This is a genomic window from Pseudomonas kairouanensis, from assembly GCF_004682055.1.
Lineage (GTDB): Bacteria > Pseudomonadota > Gammaproteobacteria > Pseudomonadales > Pseudomonadaceae > Aquipseudomonas > Aquipseudomonas kairouanensis.
Map to the genome: position 1 here is coordinate 98,215 of NZ_QUZU01000005.1, position 12,441 is coordinate 110,655.

Genomic DNA, 12,441 nt, shown 5'->3' on the forward strand with positions numbered 1-12,441 from the left:
GCGTCCTTCAAACGGATTTCGGAATGAGGCGCTCGAATAACGCCTCCAATGTATTAAAGCGTTCTTCGGCACGTTCCATCGGCACCATGAACTTGAACAGCGTAGCCCCTTCGAACTTGTAGCGGTTGGGCTGGCCCTGGATCAGCTTGATCAGTACCAGCGGGTCCACTGGCGTCTGCGCTTCGAACTCGATGCGCCCACCCTGCGGCCCGGCATCGACCTTCTTGATGCCCAGTTGCTCGGCCTGCAATTTGAGCAGGGTCAGGCGCACCAGGTTCTTGGTCGGTTCCGGCAGCAGGCCGAAGCGGTCGATCATCTCCACCTGCAAGTCCTTGAGGCCTTCTTCGTCGGTGGCCGAGGCGATGCGCTTGTACAGGATCAGTCGCGCATGCACGTCCGGCAGGTAGTCTTCGGGGATCAGCGCCGGCAAGCGCAGGTTGATCTCCGGGCCGCCGCCCAACGGTTGATCGAGGTTTGGCTGTTCACCCTTGCGGATCGCTTTCACGGCACGTTCAAGCATTTCCATATAGAGGGTAAAGCCCACCGCCTGGATCTGCCCGCTCTGGCCGTCGCCCAGCAGTTCGCCGGCGCCACGGATTTCCAGGTCGTTGGTGGCCAGTACAAACCCGGCGCCCAGGTCCTGGGTGTTGGCGATGGCCTCCAGGCGTTTTTCCGCATCGGAGGTGATCTGTTGACGCGGTGGCGTCAGCAGATAGGCATACGCCTGGTGGTGACTACGCCCGACCCGGCCGCGCAATTGGTGCAGCTGCGCCAGGCCGAACTTGTCGGCGCGCTCGATGATGATGGTGTTGGCGCTCGGCACGTCGATGCCGGTTTCGATGATGGTCGAGGCAATCAGCACGTTGAAGCGCTTGTGATAGAAGTCGCTCATCACCTGTTCGAGTTCACGCTCGCGCATCTGCCCGTGGCCGATGGCGATACGGGCTTCCGGTACCAGCTCGGCGAGGTCGGCGGCGCATTTCTCGATGGTCTTCACGTCGTTGTGCAGGTAATAAACCTGCCCGCCGCGCAGCAGCTCCCGTAGCAACGCCTCTTTGACCGTGCTTTTGTTCTGCTCCATCACAAAGGTGCGTACCGACAGGCGGCGCGCCGGCGGCGTGGCGATGATCGACAGGTCGCGCATGCCCGACACCGCCATGTTCAGCGTGCGCGGAATCGGTGTGGCGGTGAGGGTGAGGATGTCGACTTCACTGCGCAGGGCCTTGAGCTGTTCTTTCTGGCGCACACCGAAGCGGTGTTCTTCGTCGATGATCACCAGGCCCAGGTTCTTGATCTTCACATCGTCCGACAGCAGCTTGTGGGTGCCGATCACGATGTCGATCTTGCCTTCGGCCAGGTCGGCAATGGCGGCGTTCACTTCCTTGGCGGACTTGAAGCGGCTCATTACTTCCACGGTCACCGGCCAATCGGCAAAACGGTCGCGGAAGCTGTTGTAGTGCTGTTGGGCGAGCAGAGTGGTGGGCACCAGGATCGCCACTTGGCGGCCGCCGTGTACAGCGATGAAGGCCGCGCGCATGGCCACTTCGGTCTTGCCGAAGCCTACGTCGCCGCACACCAGGCGGTCCATCGGCTTGGGCGCGAGCATGTCGGCGCGTACCGCTTCGATGGTGGTTTGCTGGTCGGGGGTTTCTTCAAAGGGGAAGCCGGCGCTGAAGGTGGCGTAGTCGGCTTTCGGGTCGGCGAACGCATAGCCTTCGCGGGCGGCGCGGCGGGCATAGATGTCGAGCAGTTCGGCGGCCACGTCGCGCACCTGTTCGGCGGCCTTGCGCTTGGCTTTCTGCCACGTTTCGGAACCCAGGCGGTGCAACGGCGCCAAGGCGTCGTCACTGCCGGTGTAGCGGGCGATCAGGTGCAGGTTGGCCACCGGCACGTAGAGCTTGGCGCCCTCGGCGTATTCCATGGTGAGGAATTCGGCGGCCTGGTTGTCGATCTCCAGGGTTTGCAGGCCCAGGTAGCGGCCCACGCCGTGGTCGATGTGCACCACCGGCGCGCCTTCGCGCAGTTCGGTGAGGTTTTTGATCACCGCGTCGTTGTTGGCGTCGGCACGTTTTTCGCGGCGCCGGCGTTGCATCACGCGTTGGCCGAACAGCGGGCTTTCGGCGATCAGCGCCAGGGCCGGGTCTTCCAGCAGCAGGCCTTCGTCCAGTGGTGCGATGGTGATCGCCAGGCGCTCTTTGCTTTTGACAAAGTCCGGCCAGCTGTCAACGGTTTTCGGCCGCAGCTTCAAGCGTTCCAGCAGTTCCAGCAGCACTTCGCGACGACCGGCGGATTCAGCGGTAAACAGCACGCGGCCGGGGAAGTCGCCGAGGAAGTTCGACAGTGCTTCCAGCGGCTGATTGGCCTTGGCTTCAATCGCCAGGTTGGGCAGCGACTGCGCAGGGAAGCGCTCGCGGCCACTGCCGGCGTCTACGTCCTGCTGGCTGGCGACCACGCGCGGCCAGCTTTTGAGGCGCGCGAAGCAGTCTTCTACCGGCAGGAACAGCTCGGCGGGCGGCAATAAAGGGCGGGATGGATCGACGCGGCGCTCTTCGTAGCGGTTGCGCACGTCGTTCCAGAAATTTTCCGCCGCCTGTTCGATGCCCGGCAGCGAGAACACTTGGGTGTCCTGGGGCAGGTAATCGAACAGGGTGGAGGTTTCGTCGAAGAACAGTGGCAGGTAGTACTCGATACCGGCGGGGGTAATCCCGCTGCTCAAATCCTGAAAGATCGGGCAGCGGCGGAAGTCCACGTCGAAGCGTTCACGAAAGCGCGCCTTGAAGCGCGTGACCGCGTCCTTTTGCAGCGGGAACTCGCGGGCGGGCAGCAGTTTGACCGACTCCACCTTGTCGATGGAGCGCTGGTTCTCGGGGTCGAAGGTGCGCAGGGTCTCGATTTCGTCATCGAACAGGTCGATGCGGTAGGGCAACTTGCTGCCCATCGGGAACAGGTCGATCAGCGCACCGCGCACCGCGAACTCTCCGTGCTCGTACACCGTGTCGACGCAACGGTAGCCGCTGGCTTCCAGGCGCGTGCGCATCTGTTCCACATCCAGCTTCTGGCCGATATCCAGCACCAGGCTGCTGCCCAGCAGGAACTTGGTTGGCGCCAGGCGGTGCAGGGCGGTGGTGATCGGCACCACCAGCACGCCATGGGCCAGTTCCGGCAGGCGGTACAGGCTGGCGATGCGCTGGGAGATGATGTCCTGGTGCGGCGAGAACAGGTCGTAGGGCAGGGTTTCCCAGTCAGGGAAATGCAGCACCGGCAAATCGGGGGCGAAGAAGCTCAGCTCCTGCTCCAGCCGTTCGGCACTTTGGCTGTCGGCGGTCAGCAGCAGGGTAAAGCGCTTGGCTGCGCTGGCAGCCTCGGCAATGGCCAGGCTCAGGGCGGCACCGGGCAGGTTGCCCCAGTGCTGTTTGCCTGCCGCAGCAGGGAGAAGCGGTAGACGCAGGACGGGCACGGAAGGTTGAGCTCCAAGCGTTGCGACAAAGTCGGTAATTGTAACGGTCCTAGGCGCCGTCTGTCAGTTGCTGACTGCGTCTATTACGGTTTGTGGGAAATGTAGTGGCTAAGACAAACAATGGCCGGTTTTGACTCAATATGTAGTGCCAAAAAGCGCGGATTTTTCGGAGGGTTACGGACAAGTCGGCCGGCTCGCTCAACTGATGGCCTTCTGAAACCCGCGTATTTACTGGGCTCCAGCGGGGTGGGTTTTTTCTGCAAGCACTTTTTGTTGTCCGGGGCGCATTGCTCCTCGGACACTCGGGCGGCATAATGTAGCCCCTTTTTTCTGCCCCTACATGTGGAAGGTTCCCGTGACTCAGAAGCCCGACCAGTGTCTTGGTGAATGGATCGACCGTGAAGCACTCGCAGAAGCGATGATTCCGCTTATCGGCCAGCTGTACCGCAATAACAATGTGGTGAGCTCGATCTATGGCCGCAGCCTGATCAACCAGTCTGTCATCGCGATTCTCAAAGCTCACCGCTTTGCGCGTCATCGTTCTGCCGACGACAGCGAACTCTCCGTCCACGAAACATTCCCACTGCTCAAAGCCATGAGCGAGCTCAAGCTCGGCGCGGCTTCGGTGGACCTGGGCAAGCTGGCCTACAAATTCCGCAACGAAGGCAACGGCCGCAGCGCCGAGCAGTTCGTACGTGAAGAAATGGCTGAGGTGGTTGGCCAGCAAAACGCCGCTGCCCGCAAAGGCACCGACGTAGTCCTGTACGGCTTTGGTCGTATCGGCCGCCTGCTGGCACGCATCCTGATCGAAAAAACCGGTGGCGGCGACGGCCTGCGCCTGCGGGCCATCGTGGTGCGCAAAGGCGCCGAGAACGACCTGACCAAGCGCGCAAGCCTCTTGCGTCGTGACTCGGTACACGGCCCGTTCAACGGCACCATCGTCATTGACGAAGAAAACAACACCATCACCGCCAACGGTAACCTGATCCAGGTGATCTACGCGAAGAACCCGACTGAGGTGGACTACACCCAGTACGGCATCAAGGACGCCCTGCTGGTGGACAACACCGGCGTATGGCGTGATGCCGAAGGCCTGGGCCAGCACCTGGCCTGCCCGGGTGTCGACCGCGTTGTCCTGACCGCGCCTGGCAAGGGCAAGCTCAAGAACATCGTTCACGGCATCAACCACAGTGAAATCACCGCTGACGACAAGATCGTGTCCGCCGCTTCCTGCACCACCAACGCCATCGTGCCGGTGCTCAAGGCTGTGAATGACAAGTTCGGCATCGTCAACGGCCACGTTGAAACCGTGCACTCTTACACCAACGACCAGAACCTGATCGACAACTTCCACAAGGGCGATCGCCGTGGCCGTAGCGCCGCGTTGAACATGGTGATCACCGAGACCGGTGCTGCCACCGCTGCTGCCAAGGCCCTGCCTGAGCTGGCTGGCAAGCTGACCGGTAACGCGATTCGCGTTCCAACGCCAAACGTGTCGATGGCCATTCTCAACCTGAACCTTGAGAAAGCCGCTACCCGTGAAGAGATGAACGAGTACCTGCGCTTCATGGCGCTGCACTCCGATCTGCATAAGCAGATCGACTTCGTCAATTCGCAGGAAGTGGTCTCCACCGACTTCGTGGGCTCGCGCCACGCCGGTGTGGTGGACGCCGAGGCGACCATTACCCAGGACAACCGCGTTGTGCTGTACGTGTGGTACGACAACGAGTTCGGCTACAGCTGCCAGGTGGTTCGCGTGATGGAAGACATGGCTGGGGTCAACCCGCCGGCGTTTCCGCGCTAAGCGTCAGCCTTGAATGAAAAAGCCCCGACTGGTTCGGGGCTTTTTTATGGCTGTGGGTTTTGTCCTGGCTGGGAGGGCCTCTTCGCGAGCAAGCCCGCTCCCACATTTGACTGTATTCACAGATCAAAAACTGTGAACCCAATCCAATGTGGGAGCGGGCTTGCTCGCGAAGGCGGCAGCCCAGTCAATGCATCACGTTCAGTCCAGCAACCCCTCTGACAACCCCTTGGGCGCCAACCAGATCCCCAGATACGCCTTCGCCAATCCATCATCGGGGCTGCTGAACACCACCTCCCCATTGATCTCCAGATTCAACCCACGCTCAGGGCGAAAATCCAGTGCGTAGCGATCACCCATCTGGATGTCACGAAAGCGCGCGTGCAACGCGTCCACCTCTGGCTTCAACCGGGCGCTGACTTGCTGGCGCTTCAATGTGGTGTTGGCGGCCTTGATTACATCGCTGCGATCGATATCGCGAAAGTAATACAGCTCAACGCGAATATCCCGTTGTTGTTCCCAGGCGAGCCTTGCGCGTACCTCTGCCGGGGCATACAGCGCTGCCGCGTAGACGTCGGCCCAGAGATAGGTCAGCACCACCTGGTTTTTCAGGGCTAATCCATGGGATTGGCCTGCAAATCCCGCTTGTCTGAGCCGCTCGGCCTCATTGGCCTGCACCGTGACCGACAGCAACAGCAATAAACACAAAGCGACATGTCGCATAATGGCCCGTCCTGCAAAGGTGCTTGCTGGCAGTGTAATTCCAATTTCCTTACCCTGTAGTGACGGCAAGACTGGCCTACGACGCGACCAAGGGTTAATGTGCGCGGCGTTGAGCCTTATATAGACTGTGCCCCGGTTCACACACTTGAGCCAAACTGTCCTTCATGACCGCTGGCCGCGGCATGATTTAGCCAGGCGTCCCAACCGTACGCCTGGCCTGTTCTGAGGAGTACGCATGGCTGTCTACAACTACGACGTGGTGGTACTGGGTTCCGGCCCGGCTGGAGAAGGTGCGGCGATGAATGCCGCCAAAGCTGGGCGCAAGGTGGCGATGGTCGATAGCCGTCGCCAGGTCGGCGGCAACTGCACCCACCTGGGTACCATCCCGTCCAAGGCCTTGCGTCACTCGGTGCGCCAGATCATGCAGTTCAACACCAACCCGATGTTCCGGGCCATAGGTGAGCCGCGCTGGTTCTCGTTCCCGGACGTGCTCAAAAGCGCCGAGAAAGTCATCTCCAAGCAAGTCGCATCGCGTACCGGTTATTACGCCCGTAACCGTGTCGACCTGTTCTTCGGCACCGGCAGCTTCGCCGACGAGCAAACCATCGAAGTGGTCTGCCCCAACGGTGTGGTCGAGAAGCTGGTGGCCAAACACATCATCATCGCCACCGGTTCGCGCCCGTATCGCCCGGCCGATATCGATTTCCACCACCCGCGTATCTACGATAGCGACACCATCCTGAGCCTGGGCCACACCCCGCGCAAACTGATCATCTACGGCGCCGGCGTGATCGGCTGTGAATACGCCTCGATCTTCAGCGGCCTGGGTGTACTGGTGGAACTGGTGGACAACCGCGACCAGTTGCTGAGCTTCCTCGACTCGGAAATTTCCCAGGCGTTGAGCTACCACTTCAGCAACAACAACATCACCGTGCGCCACAACGAAGAGTACGAGCGGGTCGAAGGCCTGGACAACGGGGTGATCCTGCACCTCAAGTCCGGCAAGAAGATCAAGGCCGACGCCTTGCTGTGGTGCAACGGACGTACCGGCAACACCGACAAGCTGGGCATGGAAAACATCGGGGTCAAGGTCAACAGCCGTGGCCAGATCGAAGTGGATGAGAACTACCGCACCTGCGTGGCGAACGTCTACGGCGCCGGTGACGTGATCGGTTGGCCGAGCCTGGCCAGTGCCGCCCATGACCAGGGCCGTTCGGCCGCTGGGAGCATCGTCGACAACGGCAGCTGGCGTTACGTGAACGATGTGCCGACCGGGATCTACACCATTCCCGAGATCAGCTCCATCGGTAAGAACGAACACGAACTGACCAAGGCCAAAGTGCCTTACGAAGTGGGCAAGGCGTTCTTCAAGAGCATGGCGCGTGCGCAGATCGCCGGTGAGCCCCAAGGCATGCTGAAGATCCTGTTCCACCGTGAAACCCTTGAGGTGCTCGGCGTGCATTGCTTCGGCTATCAGGCTTCGGAGATCGTGCATATCGGCCAGGCCATCATGAACCAGCCGGGTGAGCTCAATACGCTGAAGTATTTCGTCAACACCACGTTCAACTACCCGACCATGGCCGAAGCCTATCGGGTAGCGGCCTACGACGGCCTCAACCGGCTTTTTTGAGCGGCTCCGGCCGGTGGCCTGAGCCGGCCGGGGAGACCGATTTCAGTAATTCCCGAGGGTGGCAGTGGCCAAACCGGGAAAGTCTGTAATCAGGCTATCTACGCCGAAGTCGGCGAGCCTGCGCATCAGCGCAGGTTCGTTGACTGTCCACACGGACACATGCAGGCCCTGGCGCTGGGCTTTCTCCAGACGCTCAGGGGTGCATAACGTCCAGTTCAACGCCAGAATCTCACAGCCGTAGTTTTGCGCGACCTTCAGCGGGTCGAGCCAGGCGTATTCGGCTACCAGGCCGCGTGACAGGTCGGGAGTGAGCTCAACGGCTGCCTTCAACACCTCTCGCGAGCTTGAGGTCACGGTGACCTTGTCCATCAAGCCATGGCGTACGGCCATTTCGCGAATCGCCAGCACGGTGGTGGCAGCGCGGGTGCGCGAAGCGCTTTTGACTTCCAGTTGCCAGTGATCGAAGTCGCACTGTTCGAACAGTTCTTCCAGGCGTGGAATCGGGCAAGGCTTGATCCAGCCCGGGCCGCCTTTGCGTGCGTCCATCTTTACCAGGTCTGCCGCCGAATACTCGACGACCTTGCCGCGCCGGTCGGCGGTGCGCTTGAGGGTCGGGTCGTGGATAACCATCAACTCGCCGTCCATGGACAGGTGCAAATCCAGTTCGCAGCGGCGTACGCCGTGCTTGAGGCATTCCTGAAAGCTGGTCAGGGTGTTTTCCGGTGCTTCGCCTTTCGCACCGCGGTGGCCGTAGATCAGGGTCACAGTTGCTCCTATGCGCCAGCTCGTCTGGCGGGGTGAATACGTAGTCAGGTGTCTTGGGCGTCGCTTTGTTCCCGCGCCAGGCGGCGTTCCTGGGCTTGTTTTTGCAGGATATAGCGTGCCAGCAGCTGGCGCTGGGCGTCGGTCATGGATTCGAACTCGGTGCCCACGTCAAAGCCGTCACCCTTGGGGTCGCAATGGGTTACCCGCGCGCGCAGCAACAGGCCGAGCGCCTGGGGCATCAGCACCAGCTTGATGGCCAGATGGGCATCGGGGGCGAGGGGCGTGGGGTGTTGGAAGTCGATGCCGCCTTCGGAAATGATCACCGGCTGCGGCGCGCCGACTTCATTGCGCAGGCTCTGCGCCATGACTTGGCTGAGCAGATCCAGGCGTTTGTTCTGGACTTTGAGGAAGGCCGCCAGGCTGCGATCCTTCTCGCTGATCTGGCGCAGCAGGTGTTGGGCCTCGAATTCACTCAGGTGCAGTTCACTGAGGAGGTTGAACAGCGGCGAATCATCCAGCAACACTTCCTTGCTCGCCGCTTCGGGGGCAGACAGGCTTTTGATTTGGAGTGCGATCATGTCGTCGATACGGTAGTATTCGCGGCGCTCTTCTTCATCTAATGTCGACATGGCGAACCCCAGCTATCGGTAATGGTCAGAGTGTAAAGCTGCTTACCAGACCCCGCCACCGGGACGTCTTCTTTTCCTCCGAACAAGCCCCGACATGTTCAGACCTCTCTTCGTATTTATCGGCACGCGTTATACCCGTGCAAAGCGCCGCAATCATTTTGTGTCGTTCATTTCCTTGACCTCGATGATCGGGCTCGCCTTGGGCGTGGTCGTGATGATCGTGGTGCTGTCGGTGATGAACGGCTTCGATCATGAGATGCGCACCCGCGTGCTGGGCATGGTGCCCCACGCGACCATTGAAGGCGATGCGCCCATCGGTGACTGGCAGAGCCTGGCCGACAAGGTCAAGCAGAACCCCAAGGTAGTGGCCGTGGCGCCGTTTACCCAGATGCAGGGGCTGCTGACCCATGACGGCAAGGTGCAGAAGATCCTGCTCAATGCCATCGACCCGGCGCAGGAGCGCAAGGTCTCGATCATCGATAAGTTCATGCTGCAAGGCAAACTCGATGACCTGGCCCCCGGCGAATTCGGCATCGTCATCGGCGACAAGGCCGCGGCCAAGCTTGGCGTAGGCCTGGGCGACAAGCTGACCTTCGTGGCCCCTGAAGTCACCGTGACCCCGGCCGGGATGTTCCCGCGCATGAAGCGCTTTACCGTGGTGGGCACTTTCCACGTCGGCGCCGGCGAAATCGACGGCTACCTGGGCCTGACCAACCTGACCGACCTGGCGCGACTGCACCGCTGGCAGCCGGACCAGGTGCAAGGCCTGCGCCTGAAATTCAACGACCTGTTCGATGCCCCCCGTGCCTCGTGGGAAATCGCCCAGCATCTTGGCGAGAGCCAGTATTACGCCCGCGACTGGACACGCACCCACGGCAACCTGTACCAGGCCATCCGCATGGAAAAAGCCATGATCGGCCTGCTGTTGCTGCTGATCGTCGCCGTGGCCGCGTTCAACATCATTTCCACGCTGGTGATGGTGGTAAACGACAAGAAGGGCGATATCGCGATTTTGCGCACCCTTGGCGCCACGCCGGGGCAGATCATGGCGATCTTCATGGTGCAGGGCACCGTGATTGGCGTGGTCGGCACCTTGATCGGCACTGCGGTCGGCATCCTGGCTGCGCTCAACGTCAGTGCTGCCATCGCCGGGCTCGAAACCCTGATCGGCCACAAGTTTCTCAACGCCGACGTCTACTTCATCGACTACTTGCCGTCCCAGGTTCAGGCCCAGGACGTGTTGATGGTGGGTGGCGCCGCGTTGGTCTTGAGTTTCCTTGCCACCCTGTATCCAGCCTGGCGCGCGGCACGTACCCAGCCAGCACAGGCCTTACGTTATGAGTGAATCGGGCATGAGTGAAAAAGCAATCTTGAGCTGCCGCAACCTGGGCAAATCCTACGAGGAAGGCCCGGAGTCGGTGGTGGTGCTGGCCAACCTGCAACTTGAGCTGCACCCCGGCGAGCGCGTGGCGATTGTCGGCAGCTCCGGCTCCGGCAAAAGCACCTTGCTGAACCTGTTGGGCGGCCTCGATACGCCGTCCCAGGGCAGCGTATGGCTGGCGGGCGAAGAGTTGTCGGCCCTTGGCGAAAAGGCCCGTGGCCAACTGCGCAACCGGTCGCTGGGTTTTGTGTACCAGTTCCACCACCTGTTGCCGGAATTCACCGCGCTGGAAAACGTGTGCATGCCGCTGTTGATCGGCAAGACCGCGATCCCAGAGGCCCGTCAGCGCGCCAAGGCCCTGCTGGAGCGCGTTGGCCTGGGCCATCGCCTGGAGCACAAACCGGCGGAACTGTCCGGCGGCGAGCGTCAGCGTGTGGCCATCGCCCGCGCCCTGGTGAACAACCCAGGCCTGGTGATGCTCGATGAGCCTACGGGCAACCTCGACTCCCATACCGCCCAGGGCATCAAGGACTTGATGCTGGAGCTGAGCACACAGATGCGCACCGCGTTCCTGGTGGTGACCCATGACATGAGCATGGCCCGTCAGATGGACCGCGTGCTGCACCTGCAGGAAGGTCATCTGGTCGCCATCTGACCTGTTTCAAGCCCGGTGCCTGACACCGGGTTTTCTATTTTTTCAGACGGTGCCCGCGAATGTTCAGACCGTTATCGATTTTTATCGGCACGCGCTATACCCGCGCAAAGCGCCGCAACCGTTTTGTCTCGTTTATCTCGATGACCTCGATGATCGGCCTCGCCCTGGGCGTGCTGGCGATGATCGTGGTGCTGTCGGTGATGAACGGCTTCCAGCGTGAAATGAGCTCGCGCATCCTGGGCATGGTGCCCCACGCCACCATTGTCGGCGTAAACCCGATTGATGATTGGCAGCCGGTGGCCGCTGCGGCGATGAAGAACCCGGAGGTGACTGCCGCCGTACCCTTCACGCAGATGGACGGCATGTTCTCCTACAAGGGCGCCATGCAGCCGATCGAGATCAGCGGCGTTGACCCGGCCCAGGAAGGCAAGGTGTCGATCGTGGCCCAGCACATCGTGCAGGGCAAACTGGAAGACCTGAAACCCGGCGAATTCGGTGTGGTGGTGGGTGAAATCACCGCCCGGCGGTTCCGCCTGAACGTGGGCGACAAGCTGACCCTGATCGTGCCGGAGATCAGCACGGCACCGGGTGGTATCACCCCGCGCATGCAGCGTTTGAATGTGGTCGGCATCTTCAAGGTGGGCGCCGAGCTGGATGGCTCCATGGCGCTGATCAACATGGCCGACGCCGCCGAGATCCAGCACTGGCAGCCGAACCAGGTACAAAGCGTGCGCCTGGCGGTGAAAGACCTGTACGCGGCGCCCAAGGTGTCGGCGGACATCGCCGGTAGCCTGGGCGCGGCCTACAAGGCCGATGACTGGACTCACACCCAGGGCAGCCTGTTCAGCGCCATGAAGATGGAAAAGACCATGATCGGCCTGCTGTTGCTGATGATTGTCGCGGTCGCCGCATTCAACATCATCGCCACCCTGATCATGGTGGTGAACGACAAGGGCGCGGACATCGCGATCCTGCGCACCATCGGTGCCACGCCACGGCAGATCATGGCGATCTTCATGGTGCAGGGCACGGTGATCGGCATTGTCGGCACCTTGATCGGCGGCGTGCTGGGGGTGATTGCGGCGCTGAACGTGAGTGCGCTGGTGGGCTGGATGGAGCGGGTGACCGGCCAGCATATCTTCAGTTCGGATGTGTACTTCGTCAGTAACCTGCCTTCGGAGCTGCAGAGTGGGGATGTGGTGCTGATTTGCACCGCCGGGTTTGTGCTGAGCTTTTTGGCGACGATTTATCCTGCTTACCGGGCGGCGAAGATTGAGCCGGCGCATGCGCTGAGATATTCGTAGTATTCAAGACCGCTTTCGCGAGCAAGCCCGCTCCCACATTCGACCGTATTCCAACTGGATAAATGCAGTCGAATGTGGGAGCGGGCTTGCTCGCGA

At 61.1% G+C, this 12,441-nt stretch carries 9 protein-coding genes; 5 read left to right on the forward strand and 4 right to left on the reverse strand.

Annotated elements, in window-relative coordinates:
- Positions 1-7 precede the first annotated feature (7 nt).
- Positions 8-3,457, reverse strand: coding sequence for a transcription-repair coupling factor (gene mfd, locus DYL59_RS06380; RefSeq protein ID WP_135288421.1), 3,450 nt, complete (start codon positions 3,455-3,457; stop codon positions 8-10).
- A 340-nt stretch (positions 3,458-3,797) separates the two neighbouring features.
- Between mfd and DYL59_RS06385 the strand changes: the two genes are divergently transcribed.
- Entirely contained in the window at positions 3,798-5,261 is a 1,464-nt protein-coding gene (locus DYL59_RS06385) for a glyceraldehyde-3-phosphate dehydrogenase (protein ID WP_135288422.1), read from the forward strand.
- Between the two features lie 198 nt (positions 5,262-5,459).
- Here DYL59_RS06385 and DYL59_RS06390 read toward each other — a convergent pair whose 3' ends face one another.
- Positions 5,460-5,981, reverse strand: coding sequence for a chalcone isomerase family protein (locus DYL59_RS06390; protein ID WP_135288423.1), 522 nt, complete (start codon positions 5,979-5,981; stop codon positions 5,460-5,462).
- Between the two features lie 235 nt (positions 5,982-6,216).
- Here DYL59_RS06390 and sthA point away from each other — a divergent pair, with 235 nt between their 5' ends.
- Positions 6,217-7,611: a Si-specific NAD(P)(+) transhydrogenase gene (sthA, locus tag DYL59_RS06395; protein WP_135288424.1), complete on the forward strand. Its 1,395-nt coding sequence runs from the start codon at positions 6,217-6,219 to the stop codon at positions 7,609-7,611.
- A 42-nt stretch (positions 7,612-7,653) separates the two neighbouring features.
- On the opposite strand, the gene DYL59_RS06400 is transcribed toward sthA, so the two are convergent.
- Positions 7,654-8,376, reverse strand: a complete 723-nt coding sequence (locus DYL59_RS06400; RefSeq protein ID WP_135288425.1) for a glycerophosphodiester phosphodiesterase — start codon at positions 8,374-8,376, stop codon at positions 7,654-7,656.
- A gap of 44 nt (positions 8,377-8,420) precedes the next feature.
- Complete coding sequence (locus DYL59_RS06405; RefSeq protein WP_135288426.1) at positions 8,421-9,005, reverse strand: PilZ domain-containing protein; 585 nt, start codon at positions 9,003-9,005, stop codon at positions 8,421-8,423.
- A 94-nt stretch (positions 9,006-9,099) separates the two neighbouring features.
- Here DYL59_RS06405 and DYL59_RS06410 point away from each other — a divergent pair, with 94 nt between their 5' ends.
- The 3 genes from DYL59_RS06410 to DYL59_RS06420 are packed head-to-tail and all read left to right on the forward strand — an operon-like array spanning position 9,100 to position 12,345.
- Positions 9,100-10,350 (forward strand): lipoprotein-releasing ABC transporter permease subunit, encoded by a 1,251-nt coding sequence (locus tag DYL59_RS06410; RefSeq protein WP_135288427.1) that lies wholly within the window; start codon positions 9,100-9,102, stop codon positions 10,348-10,350.
- Positions 10,351-10,357: 7 nt separating this feature from the next.
- On the forward strand, positions 10,358-11,041 hold the full coding sequence (lolD, locus tag DYL59_RS06415; protein ID WP_163011976.1) for a lipoprotein-releasing ABC transporter ATP-binding protein LolD: 684 nt from the start codon (positions 10,358-10,360) through the stop codon (positions 11,039-11,041).
- A 59-nt stretch (positions 11,042-11,100) separates the two neighbouring features.
- A complete protein-coding gene (locus DYL59_RS06420) occupies positions 11,101-12,345 on the forward strand; it encodes a lipoprotein-releasing ABC transporter permease subunit (protein WP_135288428.1) in 1,245 nt (414 codons plus the stop codon).
- Positions 12,346-12,441 lie beyond the last annotated feature (96 nt).